Annotated in this window: 18 protein-coding genes; 7 read left to right on the top strand and 11 right to left on the bottom strand. The window is 54.4% G+C overall.

The window, feature by feature from the left end; genetic code table 11:
• Positions 1-91: 91 nt before the first annotated feature.
• Together metR and NYE92_RS15545 are read left to right on the top strand one after the other, a co-directional pair.
• Entirely contained in the window at positions 92-1,021 is a 930-nt protein-coding gene (gene metR / locus NYE92_RS15550) for an HTH-type transcriptional regulator MetR (protein ID WP_022623771.1), read from the top strand.
• Between the two features lie 72 nt (positions 1,022-1,093).
• A complete protein-coding gene (locus tag NYE92_RS15545; protein ID WP_259019136.1) occupies positions 1,094-1,573 on the top strand; it encodes a DUF1456 family protein in 480 nt (159 codons plus the stop codon).
• Between the two features lie 142 nt (positions 1,574-1,715).
• Here the strand turns inward: NYE92_RS15545 and NYE92_RS15540 are convergent, their stop codons facing one another.
• Positions 1,716-2,576: a carboxylate/amino acid/amine transporter gene (locus NYE92_RS15540; protein ID WP_029569338.1), complete on the bottom strand. Its 861-nt coding sequence runs from the start codon at positions 2,574-2,576 to the stop codon at positions 1,716-1,718.
• Positions 2,577-2,928: 352 nt separating this feature from the next.
• Between NYE92_RS15540 and glpT the strand changes: the two genes are divergently transcribed.
• Positions 2,929-4,269 carry a glycerol-3-phosphate transporter gene (glpT, locus tag NYE92_RS15535; RefSeq protein WP_029569337.1) on the top strand — a complete coding sequence of 447 codons (1,341 nt, stop codon included), beginning with the start codon at positions 2,929-2,931 and terminating at the stop codon, positions 4,267-4,269.
• 40 nt (positions 4,270-4,309) lie between these two features.
• Here glpT and yigL read toward each other — a convergent pair whose 3' ends face one another.
• Together yigL and pldB are read right to left on the bottom strand one after the other, a co-directional pair.
• Positions 4,310-5,110 carry a sugar/pyridoxal phosphate phosphatase YigL gene (gene yigL / locus NYE92_RS15530; RefSeq protein ID WP_013024086.1) on the bottom strand — a complete coding sequence of 267 codons (801 nt, stop codon included), beginning with the start codon at positions 5,108-5,110 and terminating at the stop codon, positions 4,310-4,312.
• Between the two features lie 54 nt (positions 5,111-5,164).
• Positions 5,165-6,157, bottom strand: coding sequence for a lysophospholipase L2 (gene pldB, locus NYE92_RS15525; RefSeq protein WP_014595021.1), 993 nt, complete (start codon positions 6,155-6,157; stop codon positions 5,165-5,167).
• A gap of 114 nt (positions 6,158-6,271) precedes the next feature.
• On the opposite strand from pldB, the gene rhtB reads away from it, so the two are divergent.
• A complete protein-coding gene (rhtB, locus tag NYE92_RS15520) occupies positions 6,272-6,895 on the top strand; it encodes a homoserine/homoserine lactone efflux protein (protein WP_013024084.1) in 624 nt (207 codons plus the stop codon).
• A gap of 76 nt (positions 6,896-6,971) precedes the next feature.
• Here rhtB and rhtC read toward each other — a convergent pair whose 3' ends face one another.
• From rhtC to pldA, 3 genes are read right to left on the bottom strand one after another with little or no spacing between them, the layout of a single operon-like run.
• Positions 6,972-7,595: a threonine export protein RhtC gene (rhtC, locus tag NYE92_RS15515; RefSeq protein WP_013024083.1), complete on the bottom strand. Its 624-nt coding sequence runs from the start codon at positions 7,593-7,595 to the stop codon at positions 6,972-6,974.
• A 12-nt stretch (positions 7,596-7,607) separates the two neighbouring features.
• On the bottom strand, positions 7,608-9,434 hold the full coding sequence (gene recQ, locus NYE92_RS15510; protein ID WP_013024082.1) for an ATP-dependent DNA helicase RecQ: 1,827 nt from the start codon (positions 9,432-9,434) through the stop codon (positions 7,608-7,610).
• Between the two features lie 23 nt (positions 9,435-9,457).
• Positions 9,458-10,333 carry a phospholipase A gene (gene pldA, locus NYE92_RS15505; RefSeq protein ID WP_014606982.1) on the bottom strand — a complete coding sequence of 292 codons (876 nt, stop codon included), beginning with the start codon at positions 10,331-10,333 and terminating at the stop codon, positions 9,458-9,460.
• 190 nt (positions 10,334-10,523) lie between these two features.
• Between pldA and NYE92_RS15500 the strand changes: the two genes are divergently transcribed.
• Positions 10,524-10,994, top strand: coding sequence for a thioesterase family protein (locus NYE92_RS15500; RefSeq protein ID WP_014595018.1), 471 nt, complete (start codon positions 10,524-10,526; stop codon positions 10,992-10,994).
• A 57-nt stretch (positions 10,995-11,051) separates the two neighbouring features.
• On the opposite strand, the gene NYE92_RS15495 is transcribed toward NYE92_RS15500, so the two are convergent.
• Positions 11,052-11,525 (bottom strand): ester cyclase, encoded by a 474-nt coding sequence (locus NYE92_RS15495; RefSeq protein ID WP_014595017.1) that lies wholly within the window; start codon positions 11,523-11,525, stop codon positions 11,052-11,054.
• A gap of 234 nt (positions 11,526-11,759) precedes the next feature.
• Here NYE92_RS15495 and NYE92_RS15490 point away from each other — a divergent pair, with 234 nt between their 5' ends.
• Positions 11,760-12,137, top strand: a complete 378-nt coding sequence (locus NYE92_RS15490; RefSeq protein ID WP_013024078.1) for a helix-turn-helix domain-containing protein — start codon at positions 11,760-11,762, stop codon at positions 12,135-12,137.
• Positions 12,138-12,257: 120 nt separating this feature from the next.
• The gene (gene rarD, locus NYE92_RS15485; protein WP_259019135.1) at positions 12,258-13,157 is read left to right on the top strand and encodes an EamA family transporter RarD; all 900 of its coding nucleotides are present in this window, start codon (positions 12,258-12,260) and stop codon (positions 13,155-13,157) included.
• Here rarD and NYE92_RS15480 read toward each other — a convergent pair.
• The 4 genes from NYE92_RS15480 to uvrD all read right to left on the bottom strand — a co-directional run bounded on the left by NYE92_RS15480 (position 13,128) and on the right by uvrD (position 17,685).
• Positions 13,128-14,180 carry an AbrB family transcriptional regulator gene (locus NYE92_RS15480; RefSeq protein ID WP_259019134.1) on the bottom strand — a complete coding sequence of 351 codons (1,053 nt, stop codon included), beginning with the start codon at positions 14,178-14,180 and terminating at the stop codon, positions 13,128-13,130. The two genes, rarD and NYE92_RS15480, sit on opposite strands and share 30 nt — an antisense overlap.
• A 97-nt stretch (positions 14,181-14,277) precedes the next feature.
• Positions 14,278-15,231, bottom strand: coding sequence for a magnesium/cobalt transporter CorA (gene corA, locus NYE92_RS15475; RefSeq protein WP_014606985.1), 954 nt, complete (start codon positions 15,229-15,231; stop codon positions 14,278-14,280).
• A 167-nt stretch (positions 15,232-15,398) separates the two neighbouring features.
• Positions 15,399-15,455: a YsgD/CorL family protein gene (gene ysgD, locus NYE92_RS23280; RefSeq protein WP_349887138.1), complete on the bottom strand. Its 57-nt coding sequence runs from the start codon at positions 15,453-15,455 to the stop codon at positions 15,399-15,401.
• Between the two features lie 67 nt (positions 15,456-15,522).
• Positions 15,523-17,685, bottom strand: coding sequence for a DNA helicase II (gene uvrD / locus NYE92_RS15470; RefSeq protein ID WP_014606986.1), 2,163 nt, complete (start codon positions 17,683-17,685; stop codon positions 15,523-15,525).
• Positions 17,686-17,706 lie beyond the last annotated feature (21 nt).

The raw sequence follows: 17,706 nt of genomic DNA, 5'->3' as shown, positions 1-17,706 counted from the left end.
TTTAGCCGTCCAGATGTTTACACCGCTATATTCTGCGGGTACTGTATGTTGCTCAAGCGCAAATTATTCAGCTTCGATGTGAAGGACTCTCATGATCGAATTCAAACACCTCCGGACGCTTCAGGCTCTGCAGAATACGGGCTCGCTGGCTGCTGCTGCGGCTCAGCTTCATCAGACACAGTCGGCGTTATCACATCAGTTCAGCGATCTGGAACAGCGGCTGGGATTTCGTTTGTTTGTTCGTAAAAGTCAGCCACTGCGTTTTACCCCGCAGGGCGAAATTTTATTGCAGCTGGCAGAGCAGATACTGCCGCAAATTCAGCAGGCGCTTCAGGCCTGCCACGAACCGCATCAGACCACGCTGCGCGTCGCGATCGAATGCCACAGTTGCATTCAGTGGCTGACACCGGCTTTAGATAAGTTTCGTCAGAGCTGGCCCCAGGTGATGATGGATTTTAAATCGGGCGTAACCTTTGATCCGCAGCCCGCGCTGCAGCAGGGCGAACTGGATATTGTATTGACGTCGGATATCCTGCCGCGCTCAGGCTTGTTCTATTCACCTATGTTTGATTTCGAAGTCCGCCTGGTACTGGCGCCAGATCACCCTCTGGCGCAGGTTGAACACATTTCACCTGAAGACCTGGCGGATGAAGTGCTAATGATTTATCCGGTACAGCGCCAGCGCCTGGATATCTGGCGCCACTTTCTGCAACCTGCGGGGATCAGTCCGGCGCTCAAGAATGTCGATAACACGCTGCTGATGATTCAAATGGTCTCGGCGCGCATGGGGATTGCTGCGCTGCCGCACTGGGTCGTTGAAAGTTTTGAAAAACAGGGCCTGGTGATCACCAAAACGCTGGGCGAAGGGTTATGGAGTCGTCTTTACGCCGCTGTACGCGACGGTGAACAGCGCCAGCCGGTACTGGAAGCGTTTATGCGTTTTGCCCGTCAGCATGCCTGCGAGCATTTGCCCTTTGTCAGGGACGCCGCGCATCCTGCGAAGGTTTTATCGCGTGAGTGACAAAGCTGCGCGATAGCAGGCAAAATCCCCTATAATGCGCAGCCTGTCGATTTACCATGAGAAGATCTCACCATGACTAACAACGATATTCTGCGCAGCGTGCGCTATATGCTCGATCTGAACGATGCCAAAATGGTGGCGATTTTTGCGCTGACTGAATGTGAAGTGGCTCAGGCGGACATTACCAGTTGGCTGAAGAAAGATGAGGATGCGGCGTTTCGCCCCTGCCCCGATGTGGTGATGGGATATTTTCTTAACGGTTTAATTTTTCATCGCCGCGGAAAAAGTGAAGACGCGCCTGCGCCCTCCATCGAGCGCAAGATGAACAACAATATCTTTATGAAAAAGCTGCGCATCGCGTTTGATTTGAAAACTACCGACATTCCTGACGTGCTGAAAAAAGCCAACTTTACGGTCTCTCAGGCTGAGATTGGCGCAATCTTCCGCAAACCGGATCATAAAAACTACCGCGAGTGCGGTGACCAGATTCTGCGTAATTTTCTTAAAGGGCTGACGATGATTCATCGCCCCGCCACAGGTAAACCCGCTTAATCAGAAACGCCCTGACCGGAAGCAGCTCGCTGTCATGCGGTCTGCTTCCGGTCAGGCTCAGGGGCGTTCACAGCCTGTTTCCAGCCCAGATGCCCTGCATTTCTCCCGCAACGGTTTACTCGCTGGCAAGGCCCGCCACGGACTATCTTGCGCTGTTGTCTACCACCCAGCGCTTATGGACCCACAGCGACGCCATAATCACGATGGCTCCTGCGATAAAGCTTGGCCAGTGCGGTTTTTGCTGCCATATCGCCAGGTTCACCAATAAGCCGGCCGGAACGTGCATGTTATTCATAATGCCCAACGTGCCGGCATCGACCTGCGTCGCGCCGTAGTTCCACATAAAGTAGCCCAGCCCCGAAGCCGCGACGCCCAGCCAGACCAGAATGCCCCATTGCAGCGTCGTGGTAGGCAATTTATGGGGATTGCCCCAGGCTGCCCAGGCAACGATCGCAATCAGAACCGCGCCCAGATAAAACCATGAAAACGCCGTATGTTGCGGCATTGGACGGGTTTCCTGCAAACGTTTGTAGCCCACCATCCCCGCCGCGAAGCAGATATTCGCCAACTGGACCAGCAGCAGACCAAACCAGAAGTTATCGCTGACTTTGTCATAACGAATGATTGCCGCGCCAGCAACGGCCAGCAGCGCACTGAAAATGTAGCCCACGCGCAGGGGCCTTCGGCTTATCAGGTCGTAGATTAAGGTGACATACAGCGGCGTCATCACGGTGAACAGCAGGAATTCTGACACGCTCAGATACAGATAGGCTTCAAAACTCAGCAAATACATAATGCCCAGCTGCAACATCCCTACCAGCATATAGAGCAAGAGCGTCGAAGGCCGATAGCCGCGCCAGCGCAGGAACGGCAGAAACACAATGGCCGCCAGCGCCAGGCGCATCAGCACTGAAAACCAGCTGTCCACTTGCCCGGCAAGGTATTCACCGATCAGGCTAAAGGAGAATGCCCACAGAATGGTAGTAACAATCAATAAAAGCACGGTAACAACCCCGAAATAAACAGAGCGTCAGTGTAAACAATGTCCTGAATCAGAGCTGCATTATCTGGTTGACATCTGGTTATTTACCAGGCAATCAGGCAACACCTCCTCAGCCCGACGTTTATCCGCTCAGGAGAGCATGCATGAGGTTAAAAATGGGCGAAAAAGCGCATCTGCCTGGCATTTTCGCGCTTTACTGTAATAAAACTGTAACAAATTTGTCATTCATCACAGTAACCCAGTCCGCCTCTGTCTATTCTCTGCGCGAAATGGTGCATTGCGAGCACCCTTTTTTCTTTCGACCCAACCTGCTGGGGAATCAAAACCATAATGCGCCCGGAGGGCCACCCTAATGTTAAGTATTTTTAAACCTGCACCACACCAGCCTCAGGTGGCAGAGGATCGTATCGATCCACTCTACCGCCGCCTGCGCTGGCAAATCTTTATCGGTATTTTCTTTGGCTATGCGGCTTACTACCTCGTCAGAAAGAATTTTGCCCTGGCCATGCCTTATCTGGTTGAACAGGGTTTCTCACGAGGCGATCTGGGGTTTGCGCTTTCCGGTATCTCCATCGCTTACGGCTTTTCCAAGTTTATTATGGGCTCGGTGTCCGACCGCTCTAATCCACGGGTCTTTTTACCCGCAGGATTGATCCTGGCCGCTTTCGTGATGCTGTTCATGGGGTTTGTTCCCTGGGCGACCTCCAGCATCATGGTGATGTTTGTGCTGTTGTTTATTTGTGGCTGGTTTCAGGGAATGGGCTGGCCACCCTGCGGACGCACTATGGTGCACTGGTGGTCGCAAAAGGAACGCGGCGGCATTGTCTCGGTGTGGAACTGTGCCCATAACGTCGGCGGCGGCATTCCTCCCCTGCTGTTTCTGCTGGGAATGGCCTGGTTTAACGACTGGAGGGCGGCCCTTTATATGCCGGCCTTTGGCGCCATTGTCATCGCCATCCTGGCCTTTGCCCTGATGCGGGATACGCCGCAGTCCTGCGGTCTGCCGCCCATCGAGGCCTACAAAAACGATTATCCGGCTGACTACAACGAAAGCCATGAAGAAGAGTTCACGGCGAAACAAATCTTCATGAAGTATGTTCTGCCGAATAAATTACTTTGGTATATCGCCCTGGCAAACGTGTTTGTTTATCTGCTGCGTTACGGCATTCTGGACTGGTCACCGACTTACCTCAAAGAGGTGAAACACTTCACGCTGGATAAGTCATCCTGGGCTTACTTCTTCTATGAGTATGCGGGGATCCCTGGCACGCTACTGTGCGGCTGGATGTCCGATAAGGTGTTTCGCGGAAACCGTGGCGCGACGGGCGTGTTCTTTATGACGCTGGTGACCATCGCAACGGTGGTTTACTGGTTAAATCCGCCGGGTCATCCCGGTGTGGACATGGCCTGTATGATTATTATTGGCTTCCTGATCTACGGGCCGGTGATGCTGATAGGACTCCACGCGCTGGAGCTGGCGCCGAAAAAAGCCGCCGGGACGGCCGCGGGCTTTACCGGGCTGTTCGGTTATCTGGGAGGATCGGTTGCAGCCAGCGCCATTGTGGGTTACACGGTGGACTATTTTGGCTGGGATGGCGGATTTTTAGTCATGATTGTGGGCTGTGTGCTGGCAGTGATTTTGTTGCTGCTCACTATGGTCAGCGAGCATAAACACAAGCAAAAACTGGCCTAGCCGTCAGAAGGCCGGTTAACCGGCCTTCTGCTCCGGCGCACTACGATAAATACAACTTTCTGAGCGTCGCCGGCACGGCATCCTCAACATTGCTGCCAATCACTTCTAGCTCTGGCAAGGTATCTTTCAGACGCTGATGCGCATTAGCCATAATGCAGCCCTTGCCCGCCATACTCAGCATTTCAACGTCGTTCATACCATCACCAAAGGCAATACAATCTTTCAGCGTAAAGCCTAACTGTTTTGCCACAGATTCGAGCGCGTGGCCTTTTGAGACGCCGCCCGCCATCACTTCCAGACAGGTGGGCAGTGAAAAACTGACGTTGACCCTGTCTCCCCAACGCGCTTCAATCGCCAGCTCCATTGGAATAAGGTGTTCAGGCTCTTCGCAGGTGAAAAAGACTTTGCTGATGCCGTCAGTGGGCAATATGCCCGGTTCATAAACCTGATAATGAAAATCAGATTCGCGAAAATAATCTTTCTCTGCCGGACTGCAACGGCTGACAAACCACTCATCGTCACGATAAACATGGGTCAGCACTTCCGGATGATGGTACTGCAGGCCGAACAGGTCCTGGGCGATATCCCAATCCAGGTTATGGCTAAAAATCAGTTCGCCGGCTGGATTATGCACACGGGCACCGTTTGACGTAATCATATACGCCGGAATCCCCAGCTTGTCGCGCATTTGTCCAACATCAATGTGATGGCGGCCCGTGGCGAAAATAAAGTGAATGCCTTTTGCCACCAGCTGCTGCAACGTTTCTCGGGCATCAGGCGTGAGGCGGTGTTCGGGAGAGAGCAGTGTGCCGTCCAGGTCGGACACAACAATGTGGTACATGAAAACCTCGGGTATCTGTGTCGGTTGGCCGTAGCCGGTAATGTAAACGGATAACTAGTGATGCGATAAAAAGAAATCGACGATCCCATTCAATGCTTCGGCGCGCATGCTGTCTTTTTCAAACAGAATCTCGTGGCGTGCACCTTTAATAACCTGGGGCTTATCGCCCTCACAGGGATGACCGGCCGCCGCCATGGCGGCGCAAAACAGATCTTGTGAGCGGTTATCCACCACGCTGTCTTCGCTTGCCTGTAGCAGCAGTAGCGGCGTCGTTATTTTATCAACCTGACTGAATATGTTGCGTCCAGCATGAATGCCTTCCCGTACCCAGTGATAGGTGGGACCGCCAACACGAATCGCCGGGTCGTCCGCATAAAAACGCAGGCTGCGACGATAACGTTCATGACTGTGCGTCAGACGGTTAATGCCAAAGGGATGAGCCCGCCAGCGCCCCGTGCCTAATGCATAGCCATCGCGAACGGCAGGTCGTTTCTCTGCCCAGTCGAGGATCTTATGCGCCAGAAAAGAGGGTAACGGCAGCGCGATGCCAAACATCGGCGCAACCAGAGCCGCAGCGTGAAACGCGCCAGGCTGACGCGCCAGGAACAGGGCCAGAATTGCGCCCCCCATTGAATGCGCCAACGCATAACGTTGTTGATAATGACGGCTCACAATCTCTTTCAGATAGAGCGTTTCAAGGTCATCGACATAGTGGGAAAACTCCACCACATGTCCAAGATGCGAATCATCCAGCAGCCGATCGGATCGCCCCTGACCACGGTGATCGAGCACGATCACATCGAACCCACAGTGAAACAGATCGTAGGCCAGCTCGGGATATTTAACGTAGCTCTCAATGCGCCCGGGAACGATTACAATCACGCGCTTGTGTTGCGGTGAAATGAACCGAACGTAACGTAAGGTCAGATTCTCAACGCCGGTAAATTCACACTCTTCACGGCTGTGCCAGAAATCAAGCAGTGGGCCGGTCGCGAAGGCAGCGAAGGCCTTTTCGCGTTGCAGCCAGCTTGCTCTGTGTTGCTTCATCCGCCCTCCTGATTGCCGGAAAAAAAGAGTCTGAACGGCCGCATGATGTCCATAGCCCTGCGCAGCATTCTGGCGTATTGTGTCACACTTCAGACGTGACAGGGAGTACAACCCATGACCATCGAATGGTGGCTGACTTATCTTCTTACCACCACAATTCTTAGCCTTTCACCCGGCTCTGGTGCCATTAACACCATGAGCACGGGCATCAGCCACGGTTATCGTGGTGCGGTCGCGTCTATTTCAGGCCTGCAGGTTGGTCTTGCCCTGCATATCGCCCTGGTGGGGATCGGTCTTGGGGCGCTTTTTTCCCAGTCGCTGCTGGCATTTGAGATTTTAAAGTGGGCCGGTGCAGGCTATCTGGTCTGGTTGGGCATCCAACAGTGGCGCACTGCGGGCGCGATTGACCTCAACGCTATGTCGAAAGCCATGCCGCGTCGTCGCCTGTTCAAGCGGGCGGTAATGGTGAACCTGACGAATCCCAAAAGCATTGTGTTTCTGGCGGCGCTGTTTCCCCAGTTTATCCTGCCTCACCAGCCGCTGATGCTGCAGTATCTGGTGCTGGGCGTCACAACCGTTCTGGTGGATATCATCGTCATGATTGGCTATGCCACATTAGCCACGCGCATTGCAGGATGGATCAAAGGGCCCAGGCAGATGAAGCTAATGAACCGCATTTTCGGCGGCTTATTCATCGCGATTGGAGGACTGCTGGCCAGCGCCAGACGTATCGCCTGACCCGGCGGAGGCTGCCGCACGACAGTGACGCTGTCGGCGGCTTGCCGTAACGACTGACGTGTCCGGTAACCCGCTATCAGCGCGACAGGATCAGATGAATGCCAAAACCGGCAAACAGCACGCCCGCAACACCGTCTACCCACTTCGCAGCACGTTGATACTTATCCCGCATCCACGGCAGGGCAAAAACAGCCGCGACCAGAGAAAACCAGGCGAAGGTTTCAACGCTTATCAGGACGAACAGCCCCCAACGTTCCAGCCCCCCCACATCGTTACCGATAAACAAGGAAAAGACGCTACCAAAGTAGATAACCGCTTTGGGATTCGACAGGTTGGTCAGCAGGCCTTTAATAAAGCTCATGCCTTTCCTGGGCAGTTCGACGACAGGTTCCTGCTGCACGGGCTGTTTGTGGCGCTGACGGGCTGAGCCAATTAACTGCCAACCCATCCATAGTAGATAGAGTCCGCCACCGACCATGATGATTTGGTGTAGCCAGGCCATCTTTTGCAAAATCAGATGCAGGCCCATCAACGCTACCGCGGCCCAGATCATGACCGCCAGGGTAATGCCCAGAACGCCCAACATCGCTTCTTTGCGCGAACGGCTGGCGGCGGTTTGCGAGACAAAAAAGAAATCCGGGCCGGGACTCATCAGGGCAACAAGATGGACCAGGGCAATCGTGCCGAACAAAATCAACATGGTAACTCCTCTTTACTCTTCATCGAGATGTTCTTTAATCATCAGCAAAAACGGCTTACCGAAACGTTCCAGTTTGCGGTGCCCCACGCCGTTCACGCTGAGCATTTCTGAGGCGCTCACCGGCATCTGCTCTGCCATCTCCAGCAAGGTTGCATCGTTAAACACAACGTAGGGCGGAATATTCTCTTCGTCGGCTATCGCTTTACGCAGTTTACGCAGCTTGGCAAACAGCTTGCGGTCGTAGTTGCCGCCATACACTTTGGCCGACCCGCTGCTTTTCGGTCTGGCGGTAATCAGTCTTGGCACCGCCAGCATCAGCGGAACTTCACCGCGCAATACCGGTCGGGCCGCTTCAGTTAGCTGCAGCGCAGAATGCATGGCGATGTTTTGCGTCACCAGCCCCAGATGAATCAGCTGACGCAGGACGCTGACCCAATGCTCGTGGCTGTTTTCTTTACCCAGCCCATAAACGGGCAGCTTGTCGTGTCCCTGTTCGCGGATGCGATGATTATTGGCACCGCGCAATACTTCAACAATGTAGCCCATACCAAAGCGCTGGCCGACGCGATAAATACTGGAGAGTGCCTTTTGGGCTTCCACCAGGCCGTCATAGCGCTTTGGCGGATCGAGGCAAATATCGCAGTTCCCGCAGGGCTGCTGACGTCCTTCACCAAAGTAGTTCAGCAGCACCAAACGACGGCAGGTCTGCGCTTCGGCAAAAGCATTCATCGCATTCAGCTTGTGACGTTCAATATCCTGTAGCGGGCCAGGCTGCTTCTCTTCCAGGCATTTGCGCAGCCAGGCCATATCAGCAGGATCGTAGAGCATCATGGCTTCTGCCGGCAGGCCGTCACGTCCGGCACGTCCTGTTTCCTGATAATAGGATTCAATGTTGCGTGGAATATCAAAGTGCACCACAAAACGCACGTTCGGCTTGTTGATGCCCATCCCAAATGCCACGGTCGCCACCACGATTTGCAAATCGTCGCGCTGAAACGCTTCCTGTACGCGGGCGCGCTGGGCGCTGTCGATTCCGGCATGATATGCCCCAACGCTTAACCCCCGGCTTTGCAGACGTGCGGCGGTATCCTCAACTTTTGCCCGGCTGTTACAGTAAATAATGCCGCATTTACCGCGCTGATCCTGTACGTAACGCAGCAGCTGCTCAGTGGGTTTAAATTTTTCCACCAGCGTGTAACGAATATTGGGGCGGTCAAAACTGCTGATTTGAATCAGCGGATCCTGCATATGCAGCAGGTTAATGATATCAAGACGGGTCGTTTCGTCAGCGGTCGCTGTCAGCGCCATGACGGGCAGATCGGGAAAGCGCTGGCGCATCTGTCCCAGCGCGCCATATTCCGGTCGGAAATCATGTCCCCATTGGGAAATACAGTGCGCCTCATCAACGGCCAGCATACAGGGCTGCCAGTGCGCCAGACTGTCAAGAAAGTTGTCCATCATCAGACGTTCTGGCGCGATATAGAGCAGCTTCACGCGCCCGTTGCGGCAATCGGCCATGACAACCTGCTGCTGCTCGCGCGTCATGGTCGAGTTCAGACAGGCCGCGGCCACGCCGTTTGCCAGGAGCTGATCCACCTGATCTTTCATCAGAGAGATGAGTGGCGACACCACCAGTGTCAGCCCCTCGCGCACCAGCGCCGGAATCTGATAGCAGAGTGATTTACCGCCGCCGGTCGGCATCACCACCAGGCAATCCCGCCCGCTCAGCGCTTCATTTATGATTGTCTGCTGACCGGGACGAAACTGCTGGTAGCCGAAGGTATCCTGCAATACCTGCTGCGCCAACGCTTCCTGATTAAGAACTGCCGAGGTTGCCACTGTATTCCTGACTTAATGGTTGGTTAGAACAAATCGTTAAGGGTCACACCTACGCCTAAACGAGTCTGACGGTGGTTATAGTCAATGAGAGATTCACCATAGCCGCTAAACAGCTGGGTGTAAAAACGCACGTGCTGGGTGATGGGATAACTCCAGCCCAGCGTAGCGCCGCCGTAACCGCTATTCCAGTTATAGTTGCCTTCCACGCTGAAAATGCTGTCACCCATCGCATAGCCCACTTTCGCCCGATAGTAGCCCATGTATTTTGTAATATCCGGGTTATCGTCCGTGCTGGCGCTCTCAGAAATACGGAACCAGGGTTTGATCTCTGCGAGGAAATTACCGTTTTGCGCCATCAGGCGGGTATAAACACGGTTCCAGCTGCGTGACGTGGGATCGCTACGGCCATTGGACTGATGATTCACGCCCACTTCAACATCACGTAGCGTCCAGCCGGCAAACGAATAATCGGTCGCCCAGCCCAGGAAAATCTGCGGCTCATAGTTTGTCTCGCGGAAGGGCGACGACTCTTTTTTATTGGATAGCTGCCACCATGAGCGCTGAGTATAGGACGCGGCTAACACGGAGTTGTCACCCAGGATGCCGCGCCACAGTGGAAATGCCAGACTAAGCTGGAATTTCACTTCGTCCTTACGGGCATTCTGCGCCCAGTTATAAGAGGAAATCGCCTCTTTATTAATGTCGCTAGTGTACGTGTAAAGCAGATAGTTATTTTCGTAAGGATAAAGCACAAACGGGTTGTCATGCTGCTCCAGCAGGTTGGCAATAATGCTGCCACGAACCTGGGGTGCATCGTGAACGTGTTTGATCGTGGCTTCGTCCGCCTGCGCCAAAGCAGGAAGTAACATTGCCGCCAGCAAGGCGCGATGCTTACGCATAGGATTCTCCAATGGAAACTGCGTATTCATAAAAGCGAATGGGTGTTGTAAAAAGCAGGACATTCTACACACAAATGTGAGCGAACATCAGCGCTGATTTCCTAAACTGGAAACCCTGTCGAGCGAAGCATAGAATAAACAACTCATTAACATCTACAGTTCATTTGTCAGCTGTTCAGGACTAAACACCATGTCATCCGTGCTATTGACTCAGCAGGACGCTCGCCGCCTGGTCGGTGAAATTTTTATTTATCATATGCCGTTTAACCAGGCACTTGGTCTGGAACTGGATCACCTTGACGCCGACTACGCTGAAATCAGTTTTGTGAACAAAACCATGCTGGTCGGAAATGCCGCTCAACAGATTCTCCACGGTGGGGTCACCGCCGCCGTACTGGACGTGGCGGCAGGCATGGTGTGCGTCAGTCATGCCTTGACGCGTGAGGAAACAATCAGTGAGGAAATGCTCCGCCAGCGACTGTCTCGCATGGGAACGATTGATATGCGGGTAGACTATCTGCGTCCCGGTCGCGGCGAGCGTTTTATCGCCACCAGTCGTTTACTGCGTGCCGGCAATAAAGTCTCTGTGGCGCGGGTGGAGTTACACAATGATCAGGGCGTTTACATCGCGACCGCCACAGCCACCTATCTGACAGGTTGATCACAGAACTGAACGCGTGGCAGCGTTTGAGTACTGCCACGCGTTATCCTGCCTGAATCAAAACATAGTATTGGTGTTCGCCGACGTCGCCGGTACAGCCTGAATCACATCCCAGTGCTCGACAATTTTGCCGTTTTTCACGCGAAAAATATCCGTAACGGCCTGGCCACGATCGTGTTCACCGTTGGTGGAGTGAACATGCAGCCAGACCAAATCGCCATCGGTCGCACTTCGGACGATGCGTGCTTTTGACTGCGGGTTTTTCCTGAAATAGTCGGTAAAAAAGTTAACAAGCGGTGCCTTGCCGTTTGGCACGCCGGGATTGTGCTGACGGTAATTATCCGCGATAACCCGGGCCGCTTCAGCGACCTTGTGGTGATTAAAAAATTGATCATAGAAATGGATCACCAGTGCACGATTGGCCTCTTCCACCTTGATATCGCGGCCTTCGCCAGGTTGTGCCGCGTAAACTGCACCCGCGGTCAGGATACCTGCCGCCAGCAACAGGGTTTTCAGAAAAGCTACCATCATTATTCTCCTTGATCGTTCGTCATAGCGCTGGTCGCGAGGCACCAGATTTTGAGTACACAGGGATTGCCTGACGTCTGTCGAATGCGATACAGGGTTTCGCTCGGACACCTGGTCACAAAAATAGACTGACGTCGTGACGGATGTTACATTCGCGCAAAATGGATAACAAGAAGTCACACCAGAGTGACTTAATCACCTGAAAGTGACGCTTAGCGATGCACAGGAACCGACCCGATGCCCAAATCTTCACCCGCAACCTTTACGTATCAACAACCGTGCCCCATCCGGGATGTGCTTGACCGGATAGGCGACAAATGGAGTTTATTGATTCTCGAAGCGCTGGCCGAACAGACCTTACGTTTCAATGAACTTCACCGTCATATTGGCGATGTTGCCCGTCAGGTGCTGTCACGCAGTCTGAAACGGCTGGAAATGGATGGCTATATCCTGCGCACACTTTATCCGGAAGTGCCGCCGCGCGTTGAGTACAGCCTGACGGATTTAGGCCGTTCATTTCTCGAACCCATGCAGCAATTAATTGCATGGGCAGATAACAATCATCAGGCCATCTGCCTTTCTCGCCAGCGCGCGCTGGAGCAGGAGAAAGACTGACCCAGCATTATCGCCAGATCGGGCTACAGAGATAACGAGGACTGCGTTACCATTGCGGCCCTCTGTCACGCCGCTGTATTTCAGTGACCTCCGGTACAGTACGAAATTTCAGGATGAATTATGGATACCCAGCACACCCGTCAGGGCATCGGCTTTGCGCTTGGCGCTTACTTTATTTGGGGCATTGCGCCCGCCTACTTCAAATTAGTGAAGGCCGTACCGGCGACTGAAATCATGACCCACAGGGTGATCTGGTCAGCACTGTTCATGGTGTTACTGATTACCCTGAGTCGCAGTTGGGGACAGGTCAGAAGCGTGCTGCGCCAGCCAAAAAAAGTGCTGCTACTGGCCCTTACGGCGGTAACGGTAGGGGGAAACTGGTTGCTGTTTATCTGGGCGGTGAACAATCAGCATATGCTTGAAGCCAGCCTGGGCTATTTTATCAACCCGTTGATTAACGTTGTGTTTGGCATGATTTTCCTGCGTGAACGTTTCCGTCGCCTGCAGTGGCTGGCGGTCGCCCTGGCAACTGGCGGCGTGCTTCTGCAACTGTGGAAATTTGGCTCAGTGCCGGTGATTGCCTTAGGGCTGGCGTTCAGCTTTGCGTTTTATGGCCTGATGAGGAAGAAAATCCAGGTCGATGCTCAGAGCGGCATGCTGATAGAGACGCTGTGGCTGTTTCCGCTGGCCGCGCTCTATCTGTTTGGCTTTGCTGACAGCAGCACCAGCCACCTTAGCGCGAACCCCATGAGCCTGAACCTGTTACTGATCGCCGCAGGCATAGTCACCACGATTCCGCTGATGTTCTTCGCCGCGGCTTGTACCCGACTGCGCCTGTCAACGGTGGGCTTCTTTCAGTATCTGGGCCCTACGCTGATGTTCTTGCTGGCGGTGCTGTTTTATGGTGAAACCGTTACGCCAGATAAAATGGTAACCTTTGGTTTTATCTGGCTGGCTCTGCTGGTCTTTATTCTGGATGCCGTGACGTTTTCAGCGCGGAGCCGAATGCGCAAAGCGTGAAAGAAAGCGCGCCATTGCCGGCCCGGTCAGTAAGATGGTGAATAATCGCAGGGTCTGCATCGCCATCACAAAAGCCATATCTACCCGGCTTCCGGCAGCGATAATCGCCACCGTGTCCAGCCCGCCTGGGCTGGTGGCGAGATACGCCGTCATCAGGTCAATATGCAACACGCGGGTTAACATCCATGCCAGCCCACCGCACAGCAGCATCAGGCCAAAAATGGACAGCAGCACCTGCGGCAGCGTGCTTAACGCCAGCCTGAAGATCGGCCGGGTGAAACGTAACCCCACGCTCCAGCCAATCATGGCGTACGCCAGGGCAAGCAGCCATTCTGGCATCTGAAGCACCGCCGTACCGGTTGAATGCAGGGTTGCACCGATCAGCGCAGGTATCAGTAACGCGCCAGATGGGATACGCAGCCATGGGCCAAGCCATGCGCTGCAAACCACCAGGCACATTGTCACCAGGAAACCGCTGTTAAGCGCCGGAAACCACACCAGCGAGCCGGCATGACCGCCATCGCCCAGCCCGATCCGCGCCACCATGGCCGCCGCGCCCGCCACAAACAGCACCCGCAGATACTGCATGAACGCAACCAGCCGGACGTCCGCGCCAAATTCGCCCGCCATCGCGACCATCGCAGAGGCACCACCAGGGGAAGATCCCCATGCGCCCGTCGGGCCCGGAAGCTGGCTGAAACGCACCAGCAGAAAACCCGACAGCCCGCTGGCGGCCAGCGTCAGCAGCAGGACCGCTAACACGACTGGCCAGTCCTGCAGCAGCGGCGTCAGGATAGAAGGTGACAGGCTTTGCGCAATCATGCAGCCCAGCACCGCCTGCGACAGCAGAAATAACCGCTTGTTAATACGCAGTGTGGCACCGGACAGGCCCATGACCACGCCAACGATCATGGGTCCCAGCAACAGGGCGGCCGGCACGTGAAAATACTGGAAGATTGCGCCAAGTAATACAGATGACACTAACAGCAGCAGCCATTGCCAGCGCAACGAAAGAGCGTCCATAGAATGATTAATCAATTATGAAAATTGAGCGGCTAGAGTAGCAGAATTAAGGCGGCAGGCCAGCAAAATGGGCCGTATTAACAGCCCGTGCTGATGATTAAAGCCAGTTTTTACGCTTGAAATAGAGATAAGGTGCCAGGCCTGCAAGCATCATCAGGCAAATGGCGCCAGGATAGCCAAAGCTCCACTTCAGTTCAGGCATAAACTCAAAGTTCATGCCGTAGCTGGATGCCACCAGCGTCGGTGGCAGGAAAACCACGGATACCACCGAGAAGATCTTGATGATGCGGTTCTGCTCTATGTTGATAAAGCCCATCGCCGCCTGCATCAGAAAGTTGACCTTTTGAAACAGCGACTCATTGTGGGGCAGCAGAGATTCGATATCGCGCAGGATCTCGCGCGCCTGCTCCAGCTGATTACCCGGCAAACGGGCTTTTCGGACCAGAAAATTAAGCGCACGCTGCGTATCCATCAGACACAAGCGCACCTTCCAGCCGATATCTTCCAGCTCGGCTAAACGCGAGAGTGCCTGGTCGTATTCCTCACCCTGCTGGCCTTCCATGATGACGCGGCTGAGCTTTTCCAGTGCGCTGTAAATGTTCTCAATTTCATCTGCCAGTTGTTCGATTTTCGTCTCGAACAGATCAAGCAGCAGCTCATAGGCGTTGCCATCGATCAATGTCTGGTTACGGGCACGCATTCGATAAAGACGAAAAGCGGGAAGCTCGCGCTCGCGCAGCGTATATAAACGCCCTTCGCGGATGGTAAACGCAACGGTGGAGTTACCGGCGTGATCTTCGGCATCTTCAAAAAAGAAGAAGGAGTGAATGTGCAGGCCGTCTTCATCTTCGAAGAAACGCGCCGAGGCTTCGATATCTTCCAGTTCAGGGCGCGTTGCCAGGCTCTGGCCCAGTTCAGATTGCACGCGGTCGCGCTCGCCTTCTTCAGGCTCGACCAGGTCAACCCACACTGACGTGGTCAGTTTATCGCTTTCATCTTCCAGTTCCAGACGCGTCAGGCGACTGTTATCAAGTTTAAATGCGCTCAGCATAGCAAGACTCCCCATTGCAGACTTTATGGGACAACGCTGTCGGCCGGTCTGAATGCAGACCCGCGAACCTGAACACGGATAAAGGATAAATCAGTGCTGACTCGTGCGACGGATTAAAAAGGGAGGTCGCTGATAACCGCTAAGGCTACCAGCGTAATGAGATAGCCTTAGATGTTATTCCTGAAAACCAGGTTAATGAGCCAGCATCGACTGGGCGTGTCCAAGGCATTGTCCTCTCATGATAATAGTGCGCGCATGTTACGCTGAGACGAAAAAGTCGTCAACCAGCGCCTAGACGGTTTCCAGTTTAGCGTAGGCGGCCACCAGCCACTTGATCCCCTGGCCCTGAAACGCCACCTGCAAGCGGCTGTGTTCTCCGCTGCCTTCGAGATTCACAATAGTGCCTTCACCAAATTTGGCGTGGCGAACGCGTTGCCCTAGGGCGAATCCCGTGTCGTTTTTGCTGATCGGTGTGCCCATGCGCTGATGACTGACCGGTCGCGTCACACTGGCGCGTAAACGGACTTCTTCAATACAGGCTTCAGGCAGTTCGCCAATAAAACGTGAAGGTCGATGGTAGACTTCTTTACCGTAAAGACGGCGGGTTTCCGCATAGGTCAGGGTCAGCTTCATCATGGCACGCGTGACGCCGACGTAAGCCAGGCGACGCTCTTCTTCCAGTCGCCCGCCTTCATCCAGCGCCATCTGGCTCGGGAACATGCCCTCTTCCATCCCGACAATAAACACCTGGCTAAACTCCAGGCCTTTCGCGGAGTGCAACGTCATCAGCTGCACCGCATCCTGCCATTTGTCCGCCTGGCCTTCCCCGGCTTCGAGAGCCGCATGAGAAAGGAATGCCTGCAGCGGCATCAAATCTTCGTCTTCATCCTGGTAGCTGAACTGGCGCGTTGCCGTCACCAGTTCTTCCAGGTTTTCGATACGGGCCTGGCCCTTTTCACCCTTTTCCTGCTCGTACATGATCCACAGGCCAGAATCCTTGATGACTCTGTCGGTCTGCACGTGCAGCGGCATATCCACGGTTTCGCTTGCCAGCGAATCCACTAACTCACAGAAGCGTTGCAGCGCAGAGGCCGCACGACCGGCCAGGGCGCGCGACTGAAGCAGCTCGCGCGTTGCCTGCCATAAGGTCATCTGCTTTTCCCGAGCCGTCTGACGCACCACATCCAGCGTACGGTCGCCCACACCGCGCGTTGGCGTATTCACCACGCGCTCAAAGGCGGCGTCATCGTTGCGGTTGGCCATCAGTCGCAGATAAGCCAGCGCGTCCTTGATTTCCTGACGTTCGAAAAAGCGCATACCGCCATAGATACGGTACGGCATGCTGGCCTGTAGCAGGGCTTCTTCCAGCACACGCGATTGGGCATTGCTGCGATACAGGATGGCGCAATCCGCCAGCGCATTGCCGTTTTCCATCCAGGCCTTGATACGGTTGACCACAAAGCGGGATTCATCCAGCTCGTTAAAGGCGCAGTAAACCGAAATGGGCTCACCATCGCTGCCGTCAGTCCACAGTTCTTTCCCCAGTCGGCCGTTGTTATTGGCGATCAGGGCATTCGCTGACTTCAAAATGTTGTTGGTCGAGCGGTAGTTTTGCTCCAGGCGAATGGTATCCGCGCCGGGAAAATCCTTTAAAAAGCGCTGAATGTTTTCGACCTGCGCACCGCGCCAGCCATAAATTGACTGATCGTCGTCACCCACGATAATCACTTTGCCGCTGTCGCCCGCCAGCATGCGAATCCAGGCGTACTGAATATTGTTGGTATCCTGAAACTCATCCACCAGAATGTTACTGAAGCGCTCACGGTAATGATTCAGGATATGGGGTTTGTTTAACCACAGCTCGTGAGCACGCAGCAACAGTTCAGCAAAGTCGACCAGCCCGGCGCGATCGCAGGCTTCCTGGTAGGCCTGGTATATCCGCAGCCAGGTTTGTTCGACCGGATTGCCGTAGCTTTCAATATGCTTGGGCCGCAAACCTTCATCTTTCTTGCCGTTGATGTACCACATGCCCTGGCGCGCTGGCCACTGCTTCTCATCCAGGTTCATCGCCTTAATCAGGCGCTTGAGCAGGCGCAGCTGGTCTTCACTGTCGAGGATCTGGAAATCCTGCGGCAGGCCTGCGTCAAGATGATGCGCGCGCAGCAGGCGGTGTGCCAGACCGTGGAACGTGCCTATCCACATTCCCCCCTGGCTGGTACCAATGAGCTGCTCAATACGGTGGCGCATCTCTGCGGCTGCCTTGTTGGTAAAGGTCACGGCCATAATGGAGTACGGCGAGCAGTTTTCTACCGACAGCAGCCAGGCGATGCGGTGCACCAGAACGCGTGTTTTTCCGCTGCCCGCGCCCGCCAGCACCAGCAGGTTACTGCGCGGCGCCGCAACGGCCTCGCGCTGTTTGTCATTCAAACCGTCGAGCAGTTCAGAAACGTCCATAAGCACCAATAAGTCAGAAAA

The organism is Pantoea sp. B566 (assembly GCF_024793925.1).
GTDB lineage: Bacteria > Pseudomonadota > Gammaproteobacteria > Enterobacterales > Enterobacteriaceae > Pantoea > Pantoea ananatis.
Note: the sequence above shows the minus strand (reverse complement) of the source record. Positions and strands in the feature narration are given on the sequence as shown.

Excerpts from the sequence above, each read along its gene's own strand:
- metR (WP_022623771.1), top strand. The coding sequence starts at position 92 with ATGATCGAATTCAAACACCTCCGGACGCTTCAGGCTCTGCAGAATACG.
- NYE92_RS15545 (WP_259019136.1), top strand. The coding sequence starts at position 1,094 with ATGACTAACAACGATATTCTGCGCAGCGTGCGCTATATGCTCGATCTG.
- glpT (WP_029569337.1), top strand. The coding sequence starts at position 2,929 with ATGTTAAGTATTTTTAAACCTGCACCACACCAGCCTCAGGTGGCAGAG.
- yigL (WP_013024086.1), bottom strand. The coding sequence starts at position 5,110 with ATGTACCACATTGTTGTGTCCGACCTGGACGGCACACTGCTCTCTCCC.
- pldB (WP_014595021.1), bottom strand. The coding sequence starts at position 6,157 with ATGAAGCAACACAGAGCAAGCTGGCTGCAACGCGAAAAGGCCTTCGCT.
- rhtB (WP_013024084.1), top strand. The coding sequence starts at position 6,272 with ATGACCATCGAATGGTGGCTGACTTATCTTCTTACCACCACAATTCTT.
- rhtC (WP_013024083.1), bottom strand. The coding sequence starts at position 7,595 with ATGTTGATTTTGTTCGGCACGATTGCCCTGGTCCATCTTGTTGCCCTG.
- pldA (WP_014606982.1), bottom strand. The coding sequence starts at position 10,333 with ATGCGTAAGCATCGCGCCTTGCTGGCGGCAATGTTACTTCCTGCTTTG.
- NYE92_RS15500 (WP_014595018.1), top strand. The coding sequence starts at position 10,524 with ATGTCATCCGTGCTATTGACTCAGCAGGACGCTCGCCGCCTGGTCGGT.
- NYE92_RS15495 (WP_014595017.1), bottom strand. The coding sequence starts at position 11,525 with ATGATGGTAGCTTTTCTGAAAACCCTGTTGCTGGCGGCAGGTATCCTG.
- NYE92_RS15490 (WP_013024078.1), top strand. The coding sequence starts at position 11,760 with ATGCCCAAATCTTCACCCGCAACCTTTACGTATCAACAACCGTGCCCC.
- rarD (WP_259019135.1), top strand. The coding sequence starts at position 12,258 with ATGGATACCCAGCACACCCGTCAGGGCATCGGCTTTGCGCTTGGCGCT.
- NYE92_RS15480 (WP_259019134.1), bottom strand. The coding sequence starts at position 14,180 with ATGGACGCTCTTTCGTTGCGCTGGCAATGGCTGCTGCTGTTAGTGTCA.
- corA (WP_014606985.1), bottom strand. The coding sequence starts at position 15,231 with ATGCTGAGCGCATTTAAACTTGATAACAGTCGCCTGACGCGTCTGGAA.
- uvrD (WP_014606986.1), bottom strand. The coding sequence starts at position 17,685 with ATGGACGTTTCTGAACTGCTCGACGGTTTGAATGACAAACAGCGCGAG.